At 72.1% G+C, this 23,562-nt stretch carries 20 protein-coding genes; 9 read left to right on the top strand and 11 right to left on the bottom strand.

All coding sequences use genetic code 11. The features are described 5' to 3' along the window. Positions 1 to 23: 23 nt before the first annotated feature. The 3 genes from uvrC to AB5J51_RS29335 all read right to left on the bottom strand — a co-directional run bounded on the left by uvrC (position 24) and on the right by AB5J51_RS29335 (position 3,658). Positions 24 to 2,060, bottom strand: coding sequence for an excinuclease ABC subunit UvrC (uvrC, locus tag AB5J51_RS29345; RefSeq protein ID WP_053785787.1), 2,037 nt, complete (start codon positions 2,058 to 2,060; stop codon positions 24 to 26). 189 nt (positions 2,061 to 2,249) lie between these two features. Then, a complete protein-coding gene (locus AB5J51_RS29340; RefSeq protein WP_369780334.1) occupies positions 2,250 to 3,029 on the bottom strand; it encodes a hypothetical protein in 780 nt (259 codons plus the stop codon). 5 nt (positions 3,030 to 3,034) lie between these two features. Then, complete coding sequence (locus AB5J51_RS29335) at positions 3,035 to 3,658, bottom strand: papain-like cysteine protease family protein (RefSeq protein WP_369779040.1); 624 nt, start codon at positions 3,656 to 3,658, stop codon at positions 3,035 to 3,037. Positions 3,659 to 3,906: 248 nt separating this feature from the next. Here AB5J51_RS29335 and AB5J51_RS29330 point away from each other — a divergent pair, with 248 nt between their 5' ends. Beyond that, positions 3,907 to 4,863: a hypothetical protein gene (locus AB5J51_RS29330; RefSeq protein WP_053785785.1), complete on the top strand. Its 957-nt coding sequence runs from the start codon at positions 3,907 to 3,909 to the stop codon at positions 4,861 to 4,863. A 23-nt stretch (positions 4,864 to 4,886) separates the two neighbouring features. On the opposite strand, the gene AB5J51_RS29325 is transcribed toward AB5J51_RS29330, so the two are convergent. Then, positions 4,887 to 5,318, bottom strand: a complete 432-nt coding sequence (locus AB5J51_RS29325) for a Rieske (2Fe-2S) protein (protein WP_053785784.1) — start codon at positions 5,316 to 5,318, stop codon at positions 4,887 to 4,889. 104 nt (positions 5,319 to 5,422) lie between these two features. Between AB5J51_RS29325 and AB5J51_RS29320 the strand changes: the two genes are divergently transcribed. Continuing rightward, a complete protein-coding gene (locus tag AB5J51_RS29320) occupies positions 5,423 to 6,310 on the top strand; it encodes a carbohydrate kinase (protein ID WP_369779039.1) in 888 nt (295 codons plus the stop codon). Here the strand turns inward: AB5J51_RS29320 and AB5J51_RS29315 are convergent. After that, positions 6,300 to 6,905, bottom strand: a complete 606-nt coding sequence (locus AB5J51_RS29315; RefSeq protein WP_053785782.1) for a TetR/AcrR family transcriptional regulator — start codon at positions 6,903 to 6,905, stop codon at positions 6,300 to 6,302. The genes AB5J51_RS29320 and AB5J51_RS29315 overlap by 11 nt on opposite strands. A gap of 63 nt (positions 6,906 to 6,968) precedes the next feature. Between AB5J51_RS29315 and AB5J51_RS29310 the strand changes: the two genes are divergently transcribed. Then, positions 6,969 to 7,616, top strand: coding sequence for an NAD(P)-dependent oxidoreductase (locus tag AB5J51_RS29310; protein ID WP_136225962.1), 648 nt, complete (start codon positions 6,969 to 6,971; stop codon positions 7,614 to 7,616). 52 nt (positions 7,617 to 7,668) lie between these two features. On the opposite strand, the gene uvrA is transcribed toward AB5J51_RS29310, so the two are convergent. Beyond that, positions 7,669 to 10,650, bottom strand: a complete 2,982-nt coding sequence (uvrA, locus tag AB5J51_RS29305) for an excinuclease ABC subunit UvrA (RefSeq protein WP_053785780.1) — start codon at positions 10,648 to 10,650, stop codon at positions 7,669 to 7,671. A gap of 186 nt (positions 10,651 to 10,836) precedes the next feature. On the opposite strand from uvrA, the gene AB5J51_RS29300 reads away from it, so the two are divergent. The 3 genes from AB5J51_RS29300 to AB5J51_RS29290 all read left to right on the top strand — a co-directional run bounded on the left by AB5J51_RS29300 (position 10,837) and on the right by AB5J51_RS29290 (position 13,696). Further along, a complete protein-coding gene (locus tag AB5J51_RS29300; RefSeq protein WP_053785779.1) occupies positions 10,837 to 11,535 on the top strand; it encodes a maleylpyruvate isomerase family mycothiol-dependent enzyme in 699 nt (232 codons plus the stop codon). A 9-nt stretch (positions 11,536 to 11,544) separates the two neighbouring features. Beyond that, the gene (locus AB5J51_RS29295) at positions 11,545 to 12,201 is read left to right on the top strand and encodes an MBL fold metallo-hydrolase (RefSeq protein WP_053785778.1); all 657 of its coding nucleotides are present in this window, start codon (positions 11,545 to 11,547) and stop codon (positions 12,199 to 12,201) included. Positions 12,202 to 12,361: 160 nt separating this feature from the next. After that, on the top strand, positions 12,362 to 13,696 hold the full coding sequence (locus AB5J51_RS29290; protein WP_136225990.1) for an MFS transporter: 1,335 nt from the start codon (positions 12,362 to 12,364) through the stop codon (positions 13,694 to 13,696). A 19-nt stretch (positions 13,697 to 13,715) separates the two neighbouring features. On the opposite strand, the gene AB5J51_RS29285 is transcribed toward AB5J51_RS29290, so the two are convergent. From AB5J51_RS29285 to uvrB, 4 genes are all read right to left on the bottom strand, one after another. Beyond that, positions 13,716 to 14,699 carry a TerC/Alx family metal homeostasis membrane protein gene (locus AB5J51_RS29285; RefSeq protein ID WP_053785776.1) on the bottom strand — a complete coding sequence of 328 codons (984 nt, stop codon included), beginning with the start codon at positions 14,697 to 14,699 and terminating at the stop codon, positions 13,716 to 13,718. Between the two features lie 238 nt (positions 14,700 to 14,937). Beyond that, positions 14,938 to 16,923: a TerD family protein gene (locus AB5J51_RS29280; protein WP_136225961.1), complete on the bottom strand. Its 1,986-nt coding sequence runs from the start codon at positions 16,921 to 16,923 to the stop codon at positions 14,938 to 14,940. A gap of 71 nt (positions 16,924 to 16,994) precedes the next feature. Beyond that, positions 16,995 to 17,573 (bottom strand): TerD family protein, encoded by a 579-nt coding sequence (locus AB5J51_RS29275; protein WP_030292185.1) that lies wholly within the window; start codon positions 17,571 to 17,573, stop codon positions 16,995 to 16,997. Between the two features lie 85 nt (positions 17,574 to 17,658). Further along, a complete protein-coding gene (gene uvrB / locus AB5J51_RS29270; RefSeq protein ID WP_053785774.1) occupies positions 17,659 to 19,818 on the bottom strand; it encodes an excinuclease ABC subunit UvrB in 2,160 nt (719 codons plus the stop codon). Positions 19,819 to 20,062: 244 nt separating this feature from the next. On the opposite strand from uvrB, the gene AB5J51_RS29265 reads away from it, so the two are divergent. From AB5J51_RS29265 to AB5J51_RS29255, 3 genes are all read left to right on the top strand, one after another. After that, a complete protein-coding gene (locus tag AB5J51_RS29265; RefSeq protein WP_136225960.1) occupies positions 20,063 to 21,019 on the top strand; it encodes a glycerophosphodiester phosphodiesterase family protein in 957 nt (318 codons plus the stop codon). 84 nt (positions 21,020 to 21,103) lie between these two features. Next, positions 21,104 to 21,667, top strand: coding sequence for a methylated-DNA--[protein]-cysteine S-methyltransferase (locus AB5J51_RS29260; protein ID WP_133898358.1), 564 nt, complete (start codon positions 21,104 to 21,106; stop codon positions 21,665 to 21,667). Between the two features lie 156 nt (positions 21,668 to 21,823). Then, positions 21,824 to 23,128 (top strand): MFS transporter, encoded by a 1,305-nt coding sequence (locus AB5J51_RS29255; protein WP_136225959.1) that lies wholly within the window; start codon positions 21,824 to 21,826, stop codon positions 23,126 to 23,128. Here the strand turns inward: AB5J51_RS29255 and AB5J51_RS29250 are convergent. After that, complete coding sequence (locus AB5J51_RS29250; RefSeq protein ID WP_369779038.1) at positions 23,118 to 23,480, bottom strand: cupin domain-containing protein; 363 nt, start codon at positions 23,478 to 23,480, stop codon at positions 23,118 to 23,120. The genes AB5J51_RS29255 and AB5J51_RS29250 overlap by 11 nt on opposite strands. Positions 23,481 to 23,562: the final 82 nt, after the last annotated feature.

Genomic DNA, 23,562 nt, shown 5'->3' with positions numbered 1-23,562 from the left:
CGTCTGCTCGGTCTCGCGCTCGGTCATTGCTCGGTCCCCCGTTCGGACGATGTCCCCCAGCTGCCGCTGGGAGGTGCCCCCACCCGCGGGGGCGGGGTCTCATCCTCAATGATCTCTCCTGTCGCCGTGTTGACGGCAGGACCGGCGGGAACCGACCGGGCGAGCGCCGCGGCCACGGTCTCGGCCGTCTTGCGGCCTATGCCCGGGACCTCGCAGATCTGGTCGATTGTCGCCTGTCTCAGCTTCTTCACCGAACCGAAGTGCTTGACCAGGGCCTGCCTGCGGCTTTCCCCGAGACCGGGCACCTCGTCGAGCGGACCCGCCTTGAGCCGTTTTCCGCGCTTGTTCCGCTGGTACTGGATGGCGAACCGGTGGGCTTCGTCACGTACCCGCTGGAGCAGGTAGAGCCCCTCGCTGGTACGGGGCAGCACGACCGGGTCGTCCTCGCCGGGCAGCCAGACCTCCTCCAGGCGCTTGGCCAGCCCGCACACGGCCACGTCGTCGATCCCGAGCTCCTCCAGGGCCCGCTTGGCGGCGGCCACCTGCGGCTGCCCGCCGTCGACCACGACGAGCTGGGGCGGGTACGCGAAGCGCTTGGGCCGCCCGTCGTCCTCGGCGAGGGGGTCCTCCCCGTCCTCCGGGGACCACTCCCCCGTCTTCAGCTTCTCCTGGAGGTAGCGGCGGAAGCGCCGCGAGACCACCTCGTGCATGGACCGGACGTCGTCCTGCCCCTCGAAGGATTTGATCGCGAAGCGCCGGTACTCGCCCTTCCTGGCCAGCCCGTCCTCGAAGACGACCATCGAGGCCACCACGTCGTCGCCCTGGAGGTGCGAGATGTCGAAGCACTCGATGCGCAGCGGCGCGCTGTCCAGCTCGAGGGCCTCGGCGATCTCCTCCAGGGCCCGGGAGCGGGTGGTGAGGTCGCTGGCGCGCTTGGTCTTGTGCAGGGCCAGGGACTGCTGCGCGTTGCGGTGGACGGTCTCCATCAGCGCCTTCTTGTCCCCGCGCTGCGGGATGCGCAGGCTGACCTGCGACCCGCGCCGCTCCGCGAGCCACTCGCCCAGCGCGGGCGCGTCCTCGGGCAGCGCCGGAACGAGCACCTCCTTGGGGACGGCCTCGCCGCTCTCCTCCCCGTAGAGCTGCTGGAGGGCGTGCTCGACGAGCCCGGCGGTGTCGACGGCCTCCACCTTGTCGGTGACCCAGCCGCGCTGGCCGCGGACCCGGCCGCCGCGTACGTGGAAGATCTGCACGGCCGCCTCCAGCTCGTCCTCGGCGACGGCGATGAGGTCGGCATCCGTGGCGTCGGCGAGGACGACGGCGTTCTTCTCCATGGCCCGGCGCAGCGCCCCTATGTCGTCGCGCAGCCGGGCGGCCTTCTCGTACTCCATCTCCTCGGCGGCCTCGTGCATCTGCCTCTCGAGCCGGGAGAGGTACGTCCCGGTCCGTCCGGCCATGAAGTCGCAGAAGTCCTCGGCGAGTTCGCGGTGCTCCTCCGGGGTGACCCGGCCGACGCAGGGCGCGGAGCACTTGCCGATGTAACCGAGCAGACAGGGCCGGCCGATCTGGGCGGACCGCTTGAACACCCCGGCGGAGCAGGTCCGCACGGGGAACACCCTCAGCATGAGATCGACGGTCTCGCGAATCGCCCAGGCATGCCCATAAGGCCCGAAGTACCGCACGCCCTTCTTCTTGGGCCCGCGCATGACCTGGACCCTCGGATACTGCTCGTTCATCGTCACGGCGAGGGAGGGGTAGCTCTTGTCGTCCCGGTACTTGACGTTGAACCGGGGGTCGTACTCCTTGATCCAGGAGTACTCGAGCTGCAGCGCCTCGACCTCGGTGGAGACGACGGTCCACTCGACGGAGGCGGCCGTGGTCACCATGGTGGCGGTACGGGGATGCAGCCCGGCGAGGTCCTGGAAGTAGTTGGCCAGCCGCTGCCGCAGGCTCTTGGCCTTCCCGACGTAGATCACCCGGCGGTGCTCGTCGCGGAATCGGTAGACGCCCGGGGAGTCGGGAATCTGCCCCGGCGCGGGACGGTAGCTGGAAGGGTCGGCCATGCCAACCACCCTACTTCCGCCCACCGACAACCCCCGTACACCGTGCCCGCCCCAGCCGCCCGGCCCCGCCGGCGTTTGAGGCGCGGGGGCAGCGCGCCCCAGCAACGGCGCCGCACCCCCAGGGCCCGGACGGCCGACGGGCCGCCCGGGTCCTGCCGGCTGCGCCCCGGCGGGCGCGAACCGGACGGGTCAGACGACCGTGCGGCCCCGCCGCGCCCGCCGCACGGCGACGACCCCGAGCGCCCCCAGCGCCAGCCCGCCGGCGACGGCCCCGGCCGCCACCGGCGCGCCCGCATCATCGGCGGCAGCCGAGTACCCCCCGGCCATGCCCCCCTCCGCATACGCCGACCCCGGCAACTTGTCCCCGTACGCCCGGGTCACCCGTGACCGGTACGCGGCCAGGCTGGTACCCCCCGCCCCGACGGCACGCTCCGCATCCTCGTCCAGCGGCAGCACCCGGCCGCCCCGGGCCACGTACCACGCGTCGATCTGCGGTTCCCGGAACACCGTCCCGCCCGGCAGCTTCGCGGCGCCCATCTGCGCGTAGCGGAATTCGTCGTCGCCGGTGGCGATGTTCACGACCTGCCACCCCGCCCCGGTCCGGGCGGTCCACAGCACCGCCTGCTGCCCGTCCGAGGAGACCGCCTTGCTGGCCAGGAACTCCAGCCGGGCCACGGACGCCCCGGCCTTGCCCGCCACGAAGTCCGGGGACAGGTAGCTGACCGGTATCGCCTCCCCCTCGATGCGCGGCCGGGCCGCATCCATCGCGACCTTGCCCTCTCGGGCGAAGAAGCGGGAGAGCGTGGCCAGGGTGTCGGGGGCGCCGGCCGCCTGCGCGGCCGCGGCCCTTGTCTCGGCGGTGACGGACTGCGGCTGCGGTACGGGTGCCGCCGAGGCCTGCGGGGCCGCTACGCCGATGACGGCGACGGCCGAAGCCGCGAGGACCGCAACGGAGACGCGCTTGGACATGGCGGTCACGCCCCGATCCGGTAGAGCGAGTGGGTCCAGGAGAAGGTGCTGTTGTCGACGTACCAGGTGTGCGAAGCCCAGTTGTAGCGGTCGCTGGACGGCCACGGATCGCCCCAGTAGACCCAGCTGTTGGCGGTGTCGTAGCCGTAGATGACGTGCATGTGCCCGCCGCCGTTGGACCACTGGATCCGGGTCTCGACCGGCCGGTTCGCGTCGATCTCGCTCTGCACGGTGGTGTAGCGGAGCCAGCCGTTCACGTACGAGCCGGAGTTGATGCCGGTCCAGTTCAGGGCGGTCTGGACGTTGCCGAGGGTGGCCTGGTTGTTGGGGCAGTCGTAGCCCTGCTGGCGGTTGAAGGCGGCGTTGCAGAACTGGTTCTGGGTGTGGTTGCGGCCGAACCAGGTGGCGATGGTGTTGCCGCTCGCGGCCCAGCACCAGTTGGTCTTCTGCTGGGCCTGCATGGTGATGTTCAGGCGCTTGTACGCCAGGGCGGAGCCGGTGCCTGCTTCGGTGCCCGCACTGGCACCGGCACCGACGGCGGTGGCGGTGGCGGTACCGGTGGGTAGGGCGAAGAGCACGGCGGTGAGGACGGCGGCCAGGGAAAGCCGCCGCCGGTTTCGGTTGCGCATCGCGTTCCTCCCGTGTGGGGATCTCCCCGGGTGGGGCCGGGGAGGTTGGGGATGGAGGAGCACGTCCGGACGCTGCGCCGAGCATCAGGGTGTTGTCGCGGCCAGGTCAACAGGCTTCAATACGCGGTGACATTGCAGTGTGAACGGCGGGATCGCAGTGTGAACGACTGCCGTCCTTTCACCTGGACCCCGGCTGCCACCCGCGAGCCCTCCCGCCACACCGTGCGTGAATGTTCACAGGAGGAGCCGTGACCGGGGAGAGCACGCGGGAAAGCGCACGAGGGACCGCCCAGGAGCTGGGGCACCTGTTGCGCGCCGGCCCCTTCCATCTCGCGCTGCGCGCCGCCCTCACCGCCCGCGGCCTCCCCCTGCACCGCGTCCAGCAGCGCCTCGCGGCCCGAGGCATCAAACTCGGCGTGACCAGCCTCAGTTACTGGCAGCAGGGCGCCCGCCGGCCGCGCCGCCCCGAGTCCCTGAAGGCCGTACGGGCCCTGGAGCAGATCCTGGAACTGCCCGAGGGCACCCTGCTGCGGCTGCTGGCCGCGCCGGACGGCGCCGGCCCCGGCGCGGTCCGCCCGCCGGCCCGCTCGTACCGGGCCCTGGTCAGCGTCGGCGCGGCCGTGGAGGGGCTGCTGGCCGGCATGGAACTGCCCGCCGACGGCGGCCTGCACACCGTCGGCCACCACGAGCGGGTACGGATCGGGGCGGGCGGCGAGCTGCTGGGCCGCGAGTCGCAGCACGTCGTACGGGCCCACCGCGACGGGGTCGACCGGTACCTCGCCGTCCACCACGGCGACCCCGGCTGCGATCCGGCCAGGGTCCGCGTCCGGGCGGACGAGAACTGCCGGACGGGACGCGTCCGCTGGCACCGGGATGCCGAGGTGCTGGTCGCCGAGCTGCTCTTCGACGCCCGGCTGCGCACCGGGGACACGTACGTCTTCGGGTACGGCTTCGAGGACGGGACCGGCGGCCGCTGCACCGAGTACGTCCGCGGGTTCAGCTACAGCGGCGGGCAGTACGTGCTCCAGGTCCGCTTCGACGAGGCGGCCCTGCCGGTGCGCTGCCGGCGGTTCAGCCGGTCCGGACCGGGGGCGCCGCGCAGCGGGCTGGCGGACCTGACGCCGAGCGGCCGCCACCGGGCCGTACACCTGGTGGAGCCGGGGGTGCGACGCGGGCTGCTGGGGATCGCCTGGGACTGGGCCTAGTCCCCCTGCCGGGGGTGTCCGGCTCAGCCTGCGACGAGCTTGCCGCCCTCGGCCTTGACGGGGACGGCGGGCAGCGGGTCGGCGGCCGGTCCGCGCAGCACCTTGCCGGTCGTCACGTCGAAGCGGCTGCCGTGGCAGGGGCAGTTGCCCTCACCCTCGACGATCTTGTCGAGGACGCAGCCGGCGTGCGTGCACTGGGCGCTGAACGCCTTGTACTGGCCCTCCGCCGGGCAGCTGACGACCACCTTCTGCTCCCGGAACAGCTTCGACCCGCCGACCGGGACCTGGGACGCGGCGCCGAGCTCCACCGGGGCGGCGGGGACCGCCGGGGAGCCGGAGCCACTGTTGCCCTCGGTGGAGCAGGCCGCGAGCGCCGTCCCGCCGCCGACGGCCCCCACGATCGCGGCGGCGCCCTTGAGCACGGTACGGCGGGCGGCGGACTGCGACGCGGACATGCGGTTCTCCTGGTACGGGGGTTCTCCGGGCACGAAGGCCCTGCGGGGCGCCCCCGACGATACCGCCGCCCGGTTCCGCCGCCCGATGGGATACCTTCCCCCGCGTGATCGTCGTCGGTGGAGAAGCCCTGATCGACCTCGTGCCCGTGGCGCAGCCGCCGGGCGCGCTCGTGCCGCGTGCGGGGGGAGGGCCGTACAACACCGCCCTCGCGCTGGGCCGGCTCGGTGCGGACGTCGCCTTCTGCTCCCGGGTCTCGACGGACGGCTTCGGCGAGGGCCTCCTCTCCGGGCTGCGTGCGGCCGGGGTGGACCTCTCGCTGGTCCAGCGCGGGCCGCAGCCCACCACCCTCGCCGTGCCCTCGCTGGCCCCGGACGGCTCGGCGGCGTACGGCTTCTACGTGGAGGGCACGGCCGACCGGCTGTTCACCCTGCCCGAGGCGCTCCCCACCGGCACCCGGGCCCTGGCCCTCGGCACGTGCTCCCTCGCCCTGGAGCCGGGCGCGAGCGCGTACGAGGCCCTGCTGCGCCGGGAGTCCGGGCGCGGGGTGCTGACCCTGCTGGACCCCAACATCCGCCCGGCGCTGATCGCGGATCCGGCGGCGTACCGGGCCCGGTTCCTGGGCTGGCTGCCGTACGTGTCCGTCCTCAAGCTGTCGGAGGAGGACGCCCGGTGGCTGGGCGGCCGGGTCTCGGACTGGCTGGCGGCGGGGCCCTCCGCGGTGGTGCTGACCCGGGGTGCGCAGGGGCTGACGGTCCGGACCCGGGAGGGTGCGCAGTACACGGCGCCGGCCCGGCGGGTCGCCGTGGCGGACACGATCGGGGCGGGCGACACGGTCAACGCGGCCCTGCTGCACCGCCTGTCGGGTCCCGCGGGTCCGGCCGGCGGCCCGGTGGACTGGCCCGGCGTACTGGCCTACGCGGCCCACGCGGCGGCCCTGACCTGCACCCGGGCGGGCGCGGAGCCGCCGTACGCGGCGGAGCTCAGCGGATAGCGGCCCACAGGGTCCGGGCCACGGAGGGGGCGAACTCCTCGACGGGCCGGACCACCTCCGGGCCGGAGAAGTGCAGGAAGAAGGCCCGCTGGAAGCAGGCCCCGAGCAGCAGCTCGGCAGCCGCTTCCGGATCGGCGCCGGGGCCGAGCCGCCCCCGCTCGAGCTCGCGGCGCAGCCGGCCGGTCAGGGCGTCGCGTACGACGTGGGGGCCGGTGCCGATCTCCTGGACGCCCTCGCGGTGCCGGGTCAGCAGGGCGGGCTCGGCGAAGAGCGAGGCGGCCATGGGCATGGCGTCGGCGTAGAAGAGCGAGGCGTGCCGGGCGATCGCGGTGAGCGCCTCCTCGACGGAGCGCTCGTCGTGGTCGCCGGCGAGCTCGGCCATGAGCGGCCCGGCGTTGGGGGTGCGCTCCATGAGGACGCGCACGAAGAGCTCCTCCTTGTTCGCGTAGTGCTTGTAGAGCGCGGCCTCCGAGCAGCCGGCCTCGCGGGCGATGGCCTTGGTGGTCGTGTTGGCGAGGCCGATGGTGCGCATGAGCGTCTCGGCGGCGTCGAGGAGCCGCTCGGGCGTGGGCCGGCTTGACTTCGGGGTGAGCATTCACTCACCCTAGCGGAAGAAGGGGTGAGTAAATGCTCACCCACCCTTGGACGGGAGCCGGCGATGAAACTGACGGTGTTCGGAGCCACGGGCGGTGTCGGGCGCGAAGTCGTCCGACAGGCCCTCGACGCGGGCCACGAGGTGACGGCGGTGGTCCGCGACCCCGCCCGGCTGGGCGTGCCGGCGCACGACCGCCTCCAGGTGGCCGTGGTGCGCGACCTGACGGACGAGGACGCGCTGGTCCCGGTCCTGGCGGGCCGGTCCGCGGTGATCTCCGCCCTGGGTTCGGCGAGCAACAGGCAGGCCCGGCTCGCGCCGGTCACCGGGCCGGCGGTACGGGCCGTCGTGTCGGCGATGGACCGGGCGGGGGTGAGCCGCCTCGCGGCGGTGAGCGCGGCGCCGGTCGGGCCGGACGTGGCGAGCGACGGGGTACTGGCCCGGAAGGTCTTCCTCCCGCTCCTGCGCCGGGCGCTGCGCGACCTGTACGCGGACCTGGCGGTCATGGAGGCGGCGATCCGGGCGAGCGGCACCGAGTGGACGGTGATCCGCCCGCCCCGCCTCCTGAACAAGCCGCGCACCGGCTACCGCCGGGTCATCGGCGCCAACGTCCCGAACGCGCGCACGATCTCCCGCGCAGATGTCGCGGACGCCCTCCTGACGTCCCTGACGGACCCGGCCACGATGGGCCACGCGGTGGGCGTGGCGACATAGCCCTGAGGGCCCGGCCGGCGGCCGGGCCCTCGGACTACGCACCTCGCAGCAGCTAGGCCTTGCGGGCCCGGGCCGGAGCCTTCTTGGCCGGGGCCGCAGCCTTCTTGGCCGGGGTCGCCGTCTTCTTGGCCGCAGTCCGCTTGGCGGCGGCCTTCTTCGGCGGGGTCACGAGCGAGACGGCGTCCGAGACCCGTTCCGCCCCCAGGATGTCCCGCAGGAACTTGCCCGTGTGGCTCGCGCCCACCGACGCGACCTGCTCCGGCGTGCCCTCGGCGACCACCAGACCGCCCCCGTAACCGCCCTCCGGGCCCATGTCGATCACCCAGTCCGCGGTCTTGATGACGTCCAGGTTGTGCTCGATGACGATCACCGAGTTGCCCTTGTCCACCAGCCCCGACAGCACCTTGATCAGCTTCGAGATGTCCTCGAAGTGCAGACCCGTCGTCGGCTCGTCCAGCACGTAGACCGTCCGCCCCGTCGACCGCTTCTGCAGCTCCGACGCCAGCTTCACGCGCTGCGCCTCACCGCCCGAGAGCGTCGGCGCCGACTGGCCGAGCCGGACGTAGCCCAGCCCCACCTCGTTCAGCGTCCGCAGGTGGCGCGAGATCGTCGGCACCGCCTCGAAGAAGTCCAGAGCCTCCTCGATCGGCATGTTCAGGACCTCGGCGATGGACTTGCCCTTGTAGTGGACCTCCAGCGTCTCCCGGTTGTACCGGTCGCCGTGGCAGACCTCGCACGGGACGTACACGTCCGGCAGGAAGTTCATCTCGATCTTGATCGTGCCGTCGCCGGAGCAGTTCTCGCACCGGCCGCCCTTCACGTTGAAGGAGAAGCGGCCCGGCAGGTAGCCGCGCACCTTCGCCTCCATCGTCTCCGCGAAGAGCTTGCGCACGTGGTCGAAGACGCCCGTGTACGTCGCCGGGTTGGACCGCGGGGTCCGCCCGATCGGCGACTGGTCGACGTGCACGACCTTGTCGACGAGGTCGTCCCCGTCCACCCGCGTGTGCCGTCCCGGCACCGAGCGGGCGCCGTTCAGCTCGCGCGCCAGGTGCGTGTACAGGATGTCGTTGACCAGCGTCGACTTGCCCGATCCCGACACGCCCGTCACCGCCGTGAGCACGCCCAGCGGGAAGGACACGTCGATGTCCCGCAGGTTGTTCTCCTTGGCGCCGTGGACGGTCAGCTTCCGGTCCCCGTTGACGGGCCGGCGGATGTCCGGCACCGCGATGGACCGCTTCCCGGACAGGTACTGCCCGGTCATCGAGTCGCCGTTCTTCAGCAGCTCCTTCAGCGAGCCGCTGTGCACGACCTTGCCGCCGTGCTCGCCGGCGCCCGGGCCGATGTCCACGACCCAGTCGGCCACCTTGATCGTGTCCTCGTCGTGCTCGACGACGATCAGGGTGTTGCCCATGTCCCGCAGCCGCACCAGCGTCTCGATCAGCCGGTGGTTGTCCCGCTGGTGCAGCCCGATGGAGGGCTCGTCCAGGACGTACAGCACGCCGACCAGGCCGGAGCCGATCTGGGTGGCGAGGCGGATGCGCTGGGCCTCGCCGCCCGACAGGGTGCCGGCGGCGCGGTTCAGCGAGAGGTAGTCCAGGCCGACGTCGACGAGGAAGCGGAGCCGCTCGTTGACCTCCTTCAGGACCCGCTCGGCGATCTTCTTGTCGCGGGCGTCGAGCCGCATCCGCCCGAGGAAGTCCGCGCACTCGCTGATCGACATCGCGGCGACCTCGGCGATGGACTTCTCCATCACCGTCACCGCGAGCACGATCGGCTTGAGCCGGGTGCCCTCACAGGTCGGGCAGGGCACCTCGCGCATGTAGCCCTCGAAGCGCTCGCGGCTGGCGTCGCTCTCGGACTCGGCGTGCCGGCGCTTGACGAACGGCACGGCGCCCTCGAAGGCCGTCGTGTACGCCCGCTCCCGCCCGTACCGGTTGCGGTAGCGGACCTCGATCTGCGTCTTGTGCCCGTACAGCAGGGCCTTCCTCGCCCGCAGCGGCAGCCCGGCCCACGGGATGTCCGTACGGAAGCCCAGCTCGCCGGCGAGCGCGCCGATCAGCCGCTGGAAGTAGTCCTTGGTGTGGCCGAGGGACCACGGGGAGACCGCGCCCTCGTCCAGGGACTTGTCCTCGTCCGGAATGATCAGCTCCGGGTCCACTTCCATGCGCGTACCGATGCCGGTGCACTCGGGGCAGGCGCCGAAGGGCGAGTTGAAGGAGAAGGAGCGCGGCTCCAGCTCCTCGAAGGACAGGTCGTCGTACGGGCAGTAGAGGTGCTCGGAGTACATCCGCTCACGCTCGGGGTCGTCCTCGGCGAGGTCGACGAAGTCCAGGATCACCATGCCGCCGGAGAGCCCGAGGGCGGTCTCCACGGAGTCGGTGAGCCGGCGCTTGGCGCTGTCCTTGACGGTGAGGCGGTCGACGACCACCTCGATCGTGTGCTTCTCCTGCTTCTTCAGCGTCGGCGGCTCGGAGAGCTGGATGGTCTCCCCGTCCACCCGCGCCCGGCTGTAGCCCTTGGTCTGGAGGTCGGAGAAGAGGTCGACGAACTCGCCCTTGCGCTCGCGCACCAGTGGCGAGAGCACCTGGAAGCGGCTGCCCTCGGGGAGTGCGAGCACCTTGTCGACGATCGCCTGCGGCGACTGGCGCGAGATGGGGCGGCGGCACTCCGGGCAGTGGGGCTTGCCGATGCGCGCGAAGAGCAGGCGGAGGTAGTCGTAGACCTCGGTGATGGTGCCGACCGTCGAGCGCGGGTTGCGCGAGGTCGACTTCTGGTCGATCGAGACGGCCGGCGAGAGCCCCTCGATGAAGTCCACGTCGGGCTTGTCCATCTGCCCCAGGAACTGGCGGGCGTACGACGAGAGCGACTCGACGTAGCGGCGCTGGCCCTCGGCGAAGATCGTGTCGAAGGCCAGGGAGGACTTGCCCGAACCGGAGAGTCCGGTGAAGACGATGAGTGAGTCGCGGGGCAGGTCGAGCGAGACGTTCTTGAGGTTGTGCTCGCGAGCGCCACGAACGATGAGACGGTCGGTCACGCCGGTCCGCACCTTTCTTGAGAGAGCGGGGGCACGGGCCCCCGTCCCAGGGTATGGGGGGCGCCTCTGCAACGGGGAAGAGAGCTTGGACTTCGAGCGTATAGCACGCGCATTCGATTTACGGCACTCCCCGGACGGCTTCACCCGTTCGTGTGGCCGGGGCGCCGCGGCACTAGGCTCGGATCCATGACTGATCATGTGCACGACCTGCAATCTGTACGTGAAGCCACGGACCGACTGCTGACCGCGGTCGCGAAACTGGACAACGCCGCCCTGGCCGAGGAGTCACACCTCCCGGGCTGGACCCGCGGCCACGTGCTGGCCCACCTCGCGCGCAACGCGGACGCCCTCGTCAACGTCTTCGCGGGCCGACCGATGTACGAGAGCGCCGAGGCCCGTGACTCCGACATCGAGCGCGACGCCCCGCGCCCGCTGGAGGTCCAGCTCGCCGACCTGCGCGAGACCCACGCCGGCTTCCTGGCGCAGACCGCGCAGGACCAGGACTGGTCGCGCACCGTCGAGCTGCGCAACGGGGTCACCGACCTGGCCGCGAACGTGCCCTTCCGCCGCCTCGTCGAGGTCGAGCTGCACCACGTCGACCTGAACATCGGCTACGAGCTCTCCGACCTCCCGGAGGAGTTCACCGGGCGCGAGATCGCCTTCCTCGCCGACCGCTGGGCCGGGCGCCCCGAGGTGCCCCCGGTGACCCTGCAGAGCGAGGGCGACGGCAGCGGCTCCACGTGGCACACCGGCGGCGCCGAGGGCGGCCCGGTCACCCTGGTCGGCACCGCGGCCGAGCTCCTCGGCTGGCTGGCCGGGCGCGGGGACAAGGGCGCACACCTCACTGTCGTCGGCGGCCTCCTCCCGGCCCTCCCCCCGCTCTAGGATCAGGACATGACGTACAGCGGAGCGGTCAAGGTCGGCGGTCCGGCCGACGTGCACGAACTCCCGGACCTGATGATTTCCAAGGTCGCGGTGGGCCCCATGGACAACAACGCGTACCTGCTGCGCTGCCGGGCCACCGACGAGCAGCTGCTGATCGACGCGGCCGCCGAGCCGGCGACCCTGCTGCAGCTGATCGGCGACGACGGCATCGCGTCCGTCGTCACGACGCACCGGCACGGCGACCACTGGGGCGCGCTCCAGGAGGTCGTCGACGCGACCGGCGCGCGCACCTACGCGGGCGCCGACGACGTCGAGGGCATCCCGGTGGCCACCGACGTGCCCGTGGCGGACGGGGACACGATCAAGGTCGGACGGGTCACGCTGACCGCCCGCCACCTGGTCGGGCACACCCCCGGCTCGATCGCGCTGATCTACGACGACCCGCACGGGCACGCGCACGTGTTCACCGGGGACTGCCTCTTCCCGGGCGGCGTCGGCAACACCAACAACGACCCGAAGGCCTTCGCCAGCCTCATCGACGACGTGCAGCACAAGCTCTTCGAGCAGCTGTCGGACGAGACCTGGGTCTACCCGGGGCACGGCAACGACACCACGCTCGGCGCGGAACGGCCGCACCTGGCCGAATGGCGCGAGCGCGGCTGGTAGCACCCGCCCGATCCCGGTCAACACCGAGACAGGAAGCACTCCTTCCGGTCGAAGATGACCGAACGCACGTCCTGGGGGTGTGGGGCGGGGTAATTGCTGCACCATGCAACGAGAACCCTCCCCCGCCCTCCCTCTCCCCGTCGTTCCCCGCTCCCCCTCGATGCTGCGGCTGGCCTCGGCCTCGCTCGCCGGAACCGCCATCGAGTTCTACGACTTCTTCGTCTACGGCACGGCCGCCGCCCTCGTGCTCGGCCCGCTGTTCTTCCCGTCCTTCTCCCCGCTCGCCGGGACCCTCGCCGCCTTCGGCACGTTCGGCGTCGGCTTCCTCGCCCGCCCGCTGGGCTCCGTCGTCTTCGGCCACATCGGCGACCGCTACGGGCGGCGCCCGGTCCTGCTCGGCTCCCTGCTGCTGACGGGCCTCGCCACGGTGGCGGTCGGCTGCGTGCCGACGTACGCGACGATCGGCATGGCAGCACCCCTCCTGCTGCTGGTGCTGCGCTTCCTCCAGGGGCTCGGCCTCGGCGGCGAGTGGGGCGGCGCGGTCCTGCTGACCGCCGAGCACGCCCCCGAGCATCGGCGCGGGCTGTGGGCCAGCTTCCCGCAGGTCGGCCCGGCGGTGGGCTTCCTGCTGGCCAACGGCATGACCCTCACCCTGTCCGCCACGCTAACCGACGGGCAGTTCGCCTCCTGGGGCTGGCGCGTCCCGTTCTGGGCCGCGGGCGTACTGGCCCTCGCCGGGCTGTGGCTGCGCCGCTCGGTGGAGGAGACCCCGCAGTTCCGCGCCCTCGCCGAGACCGGCCGGCGCTCCGACGCCCCGCTGTCCGAGGTGGTGCGCGGGCACTGGCGGCTGCTCCTGCTGACCGGCGGCGCCCTGTCCATCGGGTACGCGGTCTTCTACGCGGTCACCACCTGGTCCCTCGCCTACGCGACCGAGCACCTGCGCGTGGACCGCACGGTGATGCTGGCCTGCGTCATGACGGCCGTCGCGCTCAAGGGCCTGATGACCCCGGTGATGGCGGTGCTCGGCGACCGCCACGGCCGGCGGCCGCTGTGCCTGGTCGGCTGCGCGCTCTGCCTGGTGTGGATGTTCCCGTTCATCGCGCTGCTGCGCACCGGGGACCCGCTGCTGATGACGCTGGGCTGCCTCGGCGGGCTGCTGGGCATGGTGACGATGTTCGCCGTGGTGGGCGCGTACCTGCCCGAGCTGTACGCCCCGCGGATCCGCTGCACGGGCGCGGCCGTGGGCTACAACCTGGGCGGGGTGCTGGGTGGCGCGCTGACCCCGATCGTGGCGACGGCGCTGGCGGACGGCTCCGGTCCGCCGTGGGGCGTGGCCGTGTACCTGAGCGCGATCGCCCTGCTCAGCCTGGTCTGCTTCGCACTGCTCCCGGAGACGAACCCGACGCTCGTGCGGGCCCGGACGGGCCCGGGTACCGAGTCGGGCACGAGCGCGGGTACGGGAACGGGGGCGGCCGAAGCGGCCGCCCCCGCGTGACCCCTCAGACCCGTGGGCCCTACGCGTCGATGCTCTCCGAGCGGGCGGCGGCCTCGGCGGCCGCCTGCTTCTTCGAGGCCATCAGGCTCGTGATCGTGGTGATCACCAGGACAGCGCAGATGACACCCAGAGAGACCGGGATGGAGATCTGCGGGACGTGCACGCCGGACTCGTGGAGGGCGTGCAGCACCAGCTTGATGCCGATGAAGCCGAGGATGACGGACAGGCCGTAGCTGAGGTGGACCAGCTTCTTGAGCAGGCCGCCGATGAGGAAGTACAGCTGGCGCAGACCCATCAGGGCGAAGGCGTTGGCGGTGAAGACGATGTACGGGTCCTGGGTGAGGCCGAAGATCGCGGGGATCGAGTCCAGGGCGAACAGCACGTCGGTGGTGCCGATGGCCAGCATCACGATCATCAGCGGCGTCATGATCCGCTTGCCGTTGTTCCGGATGAAGAGCTTGGTGCCGTGGTACTGGTCGGCGACGCCGAACTTCTTCTCGATCGACTTGAGAAGGCGGTTCTCCTCGAACTCCTCCTCGTCCTCGTCCTGGCGCGCCTCCTGGATGAGCTTCCAGGCGGTGTAGATCAGGAACGCGCCGAAGATGTAGAAGACCCACGAGAAGTTGGTGATGATCGCGGCGCCGGCCGCGATGAAGATCGCGCGGAGCACCAGGGCGATCAGCACGCCCACCAGCAGCACGCGCTGCTGGAGCTGGGAGGGCACCGCGAACTTCGCCATGATCAGGACGAACACGAACAGGTTGTCCACGCTCAGGGACTTCTCGGTGATGAAGCCGGCGAAGAACTCCTGGGAGGCCTGGCTGTTGCCGAAGAACATCAGGCCGAGACCGAAGAGTCCGGCGAGGACGATCCAGACGACCGTCCAGATGCCGGCTTCCTTCACCGACACGTCATGGGGTTTGCGGCCGATGAAGAAATCGGCGCCGATGAGGATGCTCAGACCGAGAATGGTCAGCACCCAGACGTTCAACGAAACATCCACTGCTCATTCGCCTCCGGCAGATGGCTCAGCACACAGGTCAGCGTCATCGCTGCCGGAGGTCTCTTCCACCCGGGCGGCCTGGAGGCCGCGGGCCGGCGCCCCGGGACCGACTGCGGTTCATTGACCGAAGCGGTCCGTATTGACGGGTACGCCGTAGCAGGAAAGCAGGAATACTCCCCTCCGCGCGCCCAGGTTACCCGTCAGAGCCCGCAAAGGTAAAGGGAAGACCAAGAACCGGTCATGGGCGGGCATTGCGACGGGCCGCGGCGATCCGGTCCAGGGTCTGTTCCAGGACCCGGCTGCCCTGCGGCGGCAGGTCCGGCTCGAAGGTCCAGGCGTGGCCCACCCACGGGTCCGCGAGGTGGTTGTCCGGCACCGGCGACAGCCGCATCAGCGAGCGCCACAGCGGGTCCAGCAGCGGCCCGTACGCCGAGGCCTCGTCGCGGTCCGCCACCATCAGCAGGTGCACGCCGACCGCCGGACCCTCATCGGCCAGGTAGCGCAGCCGGGTGACGGCCCGGTCGTCGAAGCCGTGCGGGAAGTCGTGCACGATCAGCAGCTGGTCGGCGGTGTCCACATCGGGCGGCAGGTCCTCCGGCGCCCCGGCCCGTACGGCCATCTGTACGAGGTCCACCCGCCGGGTCAGCTCCGCCAGGGTCTGGGTGACCCCGGCGGCACCCGCTGCGGGCGGGCCGGCCAGCACCTCGGCCGCGACCAGCGGCGCCAGGGAGGCGGCTCCCGCCCCGGCCGCGTCGATGACGTGCACGGAGAACCGGTCCCCGGGGTGGACCGCGAGCAGCCGGACCGCGTGCGCGACGGCCATGTCCATGGCGGCCCGGCGGAGCCGGTCGGTGTCCATCGCCATCGCGGCCTCGGAACCGGTGCGGCCGTTGTCGATCCACAGCCCGCGCTCCAGCGGGAGCCGCACGAGCATGGGGATGCGCAGGTCGGGCCGTTCGGGCAGGTGCAGGTCACCGAGGCGCAGGGCCATCGGGGCCTCTTCGGGGACCCCGTGCCCGTGCCAGACGGGGTTGGCCCAGCGGGCGTACGGGGCCGGCAGTGCGGGCTCGACCACCTCGGACTCTGCGATCAGCTGGGCGAGGTCCCGGTCGAGCACGGCCTTGGCCTGGTCGACGAGCTCGTCGTGGCGGGCCCGTGCCTCGTCGCGGGCGGTGTTGCCGGAGCCGCCCAGGCGGTGGCGGGGGTCGGACAGCGCGTCGTCGAGCTCGCGGTCCATCCGGGACTCGGCGAAGTCGCAGGCGCTGCGGTAGGCGGCCACCGAGCGGGCCAGGTCCTCGAACATGCCCCAGACCTGGTTGTAGAGCCGCTCGTCCATGGACCAGCCGCTGGCGTCACCCGCGACGGGCACCGGCGGCCGGCCGGGCTGCGCGGGCGCGGCGGCCTGCGGCGCCGGTTCGGGCGGCTCGGTGGTGCTGCGGCGCCTGCGCGGGTGCACGTAGTCGAGCGTGGGCGGGCCGTCGCCGGAGTCCCCGGGCGCAGTGCCCGGCGTACCGGCGTACGGGACTCCGGAGACCGGGACGGGCCCCGGCTGCCCGGGGGCCGCCGGGGCGGGCCCGGCCGCAGCCGCGTCCTGCGGTTGCGGACGGCCGGGCGGAGTCCCGGGGGCGGCCCCGGTGGGCCGGGACGCGGTGGGCGCGGGGGCGCGCGCCGCCTCGTCCCGCGCGGCCGCTCCCACGACCGCGGCGGCCAGGGCGACGGCGGCCGGTGCGTCCAGCCCGGCGTCGGCGAGCAGCGCGCCGAGCCCGTCGGCGTACCCCTGGCCCACGGCGCGGACCTTCCAGGCGTCCTGGCGCCGGTAGAGCTCGAGGGCCACGACGGCGGTCTCGGACTCCAGCCCGGTCACGGTGTACGCGGCGAGCTCGGCGCCCTCCGGGTCGGCCACGGCCACGTACGAGGCAGGGGTCGCGCCGAAGCGCGCCGGGCCGCCGGGCGGCAGGACGAGCACCACCCCGAGCCGGTGGACGGACGGGGCGACGGCGTCGAGGTCGACGGCGAAGCGGTGATCGCCCGCCACCGCCCCCGGCACCTCCACTCCGGGCAGCTTCCGGGCGCCGGGGTGGGCCACCGACTCGGGGCCTGCCAGCCGGCCCGCGTCATCGCAGGCCGAGGCCAGGGCCAGGACGGGCGTACCCGCCGAGACCCTGATCTCCACCTGCGTCCGGGACAGGGGGTGGTTCTGCCCCCGGACCAGTTCGGCCGTCATCGTGCAGCCCTCCCCCGCGCCCTTGCTCTTCTTTTCCGTTGCTCTGCCGTACTGCGGTGGTGCCGTACTGCTTACAGGTGCGGCAGGATCGCCGGCATCAGGTCCTGGAAGGTGCGGCCGTTGGCCGGGTTGCCGAGGGCCGTCATCTGCCAGCCGCTGCCGGCGCGCGACACCTTCGCCATGATCTGCGCGGTGTACTGCCCGCCGCCGTCCAGGGTGTAGCGGGCCAGCTCCTGGCCGTTGGTCTCGTCGACGATGCGGCAGAACGCGTTCTGCACCTCCTGGAACGTCTGGCCGGTGAACGAGTTCACCGTGAAGACGATCTGGTCGATGTGCACCGGCACGCGCTGGAGGTCGACGAGGATCGACTCGTCGTCCCCGCCCTGGCCGGCGCCGCCGACGAGGTTGTCACCGGTGTGCCGGACCGAGCCGTCGTCGCTCTGCAGGTGCCGGAAGAACACCACGTCCACCGGCTGCTTGTCGGCGAAGAGCACCGCCGACGCGTCCAGGTCGATCTCCCGGGTCCGCGAGCCGAACAGCCCGCGGCGCTTGGCCGCCTGCCAGCCGAGGCCCATCCGGACCGCGGTCAGCGTGCCCCCGTCCTGCTTCTGCAGACTGATGGCCTGACCCTTGGTCATGTTGACCGTCACGCGCTGTCCCCTCTCCTAGCCCGCCCCCGATGTGGGTGCGCACATGTACCTGCGGCTGCTGCCAACCCTACTGACCGGCCCCGGGTCAGGCGAGGCCCGCTTCCTTCATCTGCCGCAGCTCCTTCTTCAGCTCGCCCACCTCGTCGCGGATCCGGGCCGCGACCTCGAACTGGAGCTCGGCCGCCGCGCCGCGCATCCGCTCCGTCATCTGCTCGATGAGCGCGGCCAGTTCCTCGGCCGGACGGTCCGTCAGCACCGCGGCCTCCTTGGCCGCCTTGGCGGCCTTGGCGCCCTTGACCCCCTTGCCGCCCACGGTGACCTGGCCCGCCTTGACCACGCCGAGCGAAGGCACGGGAGCCTTGCCGTCCTTGCCCTGGCGGTACCCGGTGCCGAGCAGCTGCTCGGTGTCCAGCTCCTCCCGGGCGATGGTGGCCACGATGTCGTTGATCTTCTTGCGCAGCGGCTGCGGGTCGAGCCCGTGCGCCGTGTTGTAGGCGACCTGCTTCTCCCGGCGGCGGTTGGTCTCGTCGATCGCCTGCGCCATCGCCGGGGTGATGCTGTCCGCGTACATGTGGACCTGGCCCGACACGTTGCGCGCCGCGCGGCCGATGGTCTGGATCAGGGAGGTCCCCGAGCGCAGGAACCCCTGCTTGTCGGCGTCGAGGATGGCGACCAGCGACACCTCGGGCAGGTCGAGGCCCTCGCGCAGCAGGTTGATGCCGACCAGGACGTCGTACTCGCCGGCGCGCAGCTCGCGCAGCAGCTCGATCCGGCGCAGGGTGTCGACGTCGCTGTGCAGGTAGCGGACCTGGATGCCGAGCTCCAGGAAGTAGTCCGTGAGGTCCTCGGCCATCTTCTTGGTGAGGGTGGTGACCAGGACGCGCTCGTCCTTCTCCACCCGCTGCCGGATCTCGTGGACCAAGTCGTCGATCTGGCCCTCGGTGGGCTTGACCACGACCTCCGGGTCGACGAGGCCGGTGGGACGGATGATCTGCTCGACGAAGCCGTCGCCGCGGGAGAGCTCGTACTTGCCGGGGGTCGCCGACAGGTAGACCGTCTGACCGATCCGCTCCTGGAATTCCTCCCACTTCAGCGGCCGGTTGTCCAGCGCGGACGGCAGCCGGAAGCCGTGGTCGACCAGGGTCCGCTTGCGCGAGGCGTCGCCCTCGTACATCGCGCCGATCTGCGGCACGGTGACGTGCGACTCGTCGATGACGAGGAGGAAGTCCTCGGGGAAGTAGTCGATGAGGGTGTTGGGCGCGGAGCCGCGCTCGCGGTCGTCCATGTGCAGCGAGTAGTTCTCGATGCCGGAGCAGGACCCGATCTGGCGCATCATCTCCAGGTCGTACGTGGTGCGCATGCGCAGGCGCTGCGCCTCCAGCATCTTGCCCTGCTTCTCCAGCTCGGCGAGGCGCTCCGCCAGCTCCGTCTCGATGCCGGCGATCGCCTTCTCCATGCGCTCGGGGCCTGCGACGTAGTGGCTGGCGGGGAAGACGTACAGCTCGCGGTCCTCGCTGATGACCTCGCCGGTCAGCGGGTGCAGGGTGGAGAGGGCCTCGATCTCGTCGCCGAACATCTCGATGCGGACGGCCAGTTCCTCGTAGACCGGGAAGATCTCGATGGTGTCCCCGCGCACGCGGAAGGTACCGCGGGTGAAGGCCACGTCGTTGCGCGTGTACTGGATGTCGACGAAACGGCGCAGCAGCTGGTCCCGGTCCATCTCCTCGCCGACCTTGAGGGGGACCATGCGGTCCACGTACTCCTGTGGGGTACCGAGGCCGTAGATGCAGGACACGGACGCCACGACGATCACGTCGCGCCGGGTGAGCAGGGAGTTGGTCGCGGAGTGGCGCAGCCGCTCCACCTCCTCGTTGATCGAGGAGTCCTTCTCGATGTACGTGTCCGATTGCGGAACGTACGCCTCGGGCTGGTAATAGTCGTAGTACGAGACGAAGTATTCGACGGCATTGTTCGGCAGGAGCTCGCGGAACTCGTTCGCCAGCTGGGCGGCGAGCGTCTTGTTCGGCGCCATGACCAGAGTGGGGCGCTGGAGCTTCTCGATCATCCAGGCGGTGGTCGCCGACTTGCCGGTGCCGGTCGCACCCAGCAGGACGACATCCTTCTCACCTGCACGGATGCGCTTCTCCAGCTCGGCGATGGCCGCCGGCTGGTCGCCGCTGGGCTGGTAGGGGCTGACGACCTCGAAAGGCGCCACCGTGCGTTCGATCTTCGATACGGGCCGCATGACTCCACCGTACGACCCCCCACTGACACTCACGCAGCCGCGCGCGGGTCCGCGGCGCTGCGCCGGTCCGGGGGGCGGGACGGAAGTCCTCCTTTCTGGTCCGTTTGTCGTAGTTCGGTGGCGGCCCCGTGATCATCAACCGCATGATCGCCGTAGAGGTCCCCCGTGTGGTGCATCGCCGCAACGTCTGCCATTCCGCACGCGTCTGACGCAGGAACAGGGCTCCGAACCGAGGAGAACGCACATGTACGTCCGACCCGCCGCCGCGGCCGCCGCCGCATTCCTGGGCTTCACCCTGACCGTGCTGGGCGGGACGACCTCGTCCGCCGCGACCGGCCCCTCCTCCCCCTCTTCCCCGGCCTCCCCCGCCGGCGCCACCGGGGCGGCGGGGCTGCTGGGCCCCGTCGTGTACGCCCACCGGGGCGCTTCGGCGTACGCCCCGGAGAACACCCTCGACGCGATCGACCTCGCGATGCGGCTGGGCTTCGACTGGGTCGAGAACGACGTCCAGCGCACCAAGGACGGGGAGCTGGTGGTGGTCCACGACGACACCCTGGCCCGCACCACCGACGTCGAGCAGGCGTTCCCGGACCGGAGCCCCTGGCGGGTCAGGGACTTCACGGCGGCGGAGATCGCCACGCTCGACGCGGGCAGCTGGTTCGGCCAGGAGTTCGCGGGCGCCCGGGTGCCGAGCCTGCGGGAGTACCTCGACCGGGTGCAGGACAACCGGCAGCGGCTGCTGCTGGAGATCAAGAAGCCCGAGCTCTACCCCGGGATCGAGAAGGAGACGCTGCAGGTGCTGGACGAGGCCGGCTGGCTCGACACGGACCACGTGCAGCGCCGCCTGGTCGTGCAGAGCTTCAGCGCGGACTGCGTACGCATCGTGCACGGCCTGCGCCCGGACCTGGTGACGGCCTTCCTGGGCACCCCGACCGTCGCCGACCTGCCGAAGTACGCCGAGTTCACGGACCGGATCAACCCGTGGCACACCACCATCTCGGCCGACTGGGTGGCGGCGGTGCACGGCCTGCTGGGCGCCCACGGCAGGAAGATGGAGGTGGACACCTGGATCGTGGACGACGAGGCGACGGCCCGGAAGGTGCAGGGGATGGGCGTGGACGGGATCATCACCAACGCCCCCGACGTCGTACAGCAGGCGGTGCTCGGCCAGGAGGCGCTGCTCGGCGCCTTCCCGTACTAGGGGCCTTCCCGTACCAGGCGCCTTCCCGTACCAGGGGCGCCGGGAAGGGTCCGGGCTGTCGTACCCGCCCCGTACGGTGGAGGGGTGGACAGCACCGAGCGGCCCCGCGGGCCGCACCTCGAATGGACCGTCGTCCCCAGCGACGTCGGTCCCCTGCTCCTGGCCGCGACCCCCGAGGGTCTGGTCCGGGTCGAGTTCCATGCCGGTCCGGACCGGGTCGAGAAGATGATCGGCTCCCTCGTCTCCCGGCTCGGCGCCGACGCCCGGCGCCCGGCACCGGGCGAGGAGGTGCTGCTGGCCGAGCCGATACGCCAGCTGACCGCCTACTTCGCGGGCTCGCTCAAGCGCTTCGACCTGCCGCTGGACTGGCGGCTCAGCTCCGGCTTCAACCGGCAGGTGCTCCAGGAGCTGGACCGCTCGGTGCCGTACGGGGCGGTCGTGGGGTACGGGGAGCTCGCGGCCCGCGTCGGACAGCCGGGCGCGGCCCAGGCCGTGGGCAACGCCATGGGGTCGAATCCGCTCCCGCTGGTGGTGGCCTGCCACCGGGTCGTGGAGAACGACGGGGGCATCGGCGGGTTCGGCGGCGGGGTGGAGACCAAGCGGTCGCTGCTGGCGCTGGAGGGCGTCCTGCCGCAGCCGCTGTTCTGACCGGGGTGCCCGGGTGTGCCCGGGGGTGCCCGGGTGTGCATCCCCCGTTCCGTCCGGCGGTAAGGGGTGGGAGACTGCCGCGGTGACTACTCCTGCCGCCTCAGGCCGCACCGCGCCCGTACACTGCCCTGCGCCGCCGCGACGGGGGTGGGCGGCATGACGACCGTCCCCGGCACCGACCGGCCCGCTGCGTCGGCCGGCCCGGCCGACCTGCCCCGGCTGCAGCGGCGCACCTCCGCGGTGCTCATCGCGAGCCAGATGCTGGGCGGCCTCGGCGTGCCCATCAGCATCGCCCTGGCCCCGGTCCTCGCGACGCAGGTCAGCGGCACCGAAGCGCTGTCCGGCTTCGCCTCCACCGCCGCGGTGATCGGCACCGCGGCCGTCTCCCTGCCGCTCGCCGCGCTCATGACCGCGCGCGGCCGCCGCCCGGGGCTGGTCCTCGGGTACGGGATCGGCGCCGCCGGTGCGGCCCTGGTGGTCCTCGCCACCGCGATCAAGAGCTTCCCGCTGCTCATGCTCGGCATGGCCGCCTTCGGAGCGGCCTCCTCCGCCAACCTCCAGGCCCGGTTCGCGGCCGCCGACCTCGCCGCCCCGGACCGGCGGGCCCGGGCCGTCGCCGTCGTCGTCTGGGCGTCGACCCTCGGCGCGGTGCTCGGCCCCAACCTCTCCGCCCCGGCCAGCCGCAGCTTCGCCGGGACCTCCATACCCGAGACGGCGGGCCCCTTCGTCTGGGCCGGCGCCGTCTTCGTCCTCACCGGCGCCCTGATCGCCGTACTCCTGCGGCCGGACCCGCTGCTGACGGCCCGGGCGCTGGCCGGCCCCGAGGAGCAGACCCGCGCGGGCCGCTCGCTGCGCGCCGGGCTCGCGGCCGTCAAGGCCTCCCCGCGGGCGCGGCTTGCCCTGGTCACCGTCGCGGTGTCCCACACCACCATGGTCTCGATCATGGTGATGACCCCGGTCGACCTGGGCCACCACGGCGCCGGGCTGGAGCTCGTCGGCCTGGTGATCAGCGGCCACATCGCCGGCATGTTCGCCTTCTCGCCGGTCATGGGCTGGCTCGCCGACCGGGTCGGCCGGCTGTCGGTGATCGGCCTGGCGGCCGGGCTGCTGTCACTGGCCGCCCTGCTCGCCGGCACCGCCGGACCCCACCACGCGCAGAGCGCCGCCGGCCTGTTCCTGCTCGGCCTCGGCTGGTCCGCCGGCATGGTCTCCGGCTCGGCGCTGCTCACCGACTCGGTGCCGCAGGCCGCGCGGGCCGCCGTACAGGGTCTGAGCGACCTCACCATGAACACCTGCGCGGGCGTGGGCGGCGCGGCCGCCGGCCTGGTCATGTCCCATGCGGGCTACGGCTGGCTGAACGTGATCGGCGCGGGCCTGCTGCTGCCGATGGCGGCGCTCGCCCTGTTCACCGGGCGCCGCCATCCCGCTGCCGCCGCTGCCGCGCCTGCGGCTAGTAGCTGATGTGGTATGCCTTGCGCAGCGTCTCGTGGACGGTCCAGGTGGTCTTGTCGCCCTCCCGGAGCACGCAGGCGGAGCCGGGGCCCACCTCAAGGGTCTCCCCGCCCTCGACCTCGATGGTGGCGCGGCCGCTGACCACGACGAACAGCTCGTTGGCCTCGGTGTCGGTCACCACGCCCTCGGTGATCTGCCAGATGCCGCGCAGCTGCTTGCCGTCGGGGGACTCCCACAGCACCTTGCCCGTCACGACGGGCTCGCCGGAGAGGATCTGGCCGGGATCGAGGTCCTCGGCCTCCAGCTCGGCATCCGGTACGGATACGGCGAACGAGGCGGGGCCGTGCTCACTGGTGCTCATGCCGAGTCACCCTAATCCGGCCGTCCGGCGCTCCGCGGTGACCAGAGCGTCCAGGTTCCGCACGCCGGACAGGTCAACCTGT

The organism is Streptomyces sp. R33 (genome assembly GCF_041200175.1).
Lineage (GTDB): Bacteria > Actinomycetota > Actinomycetes > Streptomycetales > Streptomycetaceae > Streptomyces > Streptomyces katrae_B.
The sequence above is the reverse complement of the archived record's forward strand: the minus strand, read 5'-3'. Positions and strand labels throughout refer to the sequence as shown.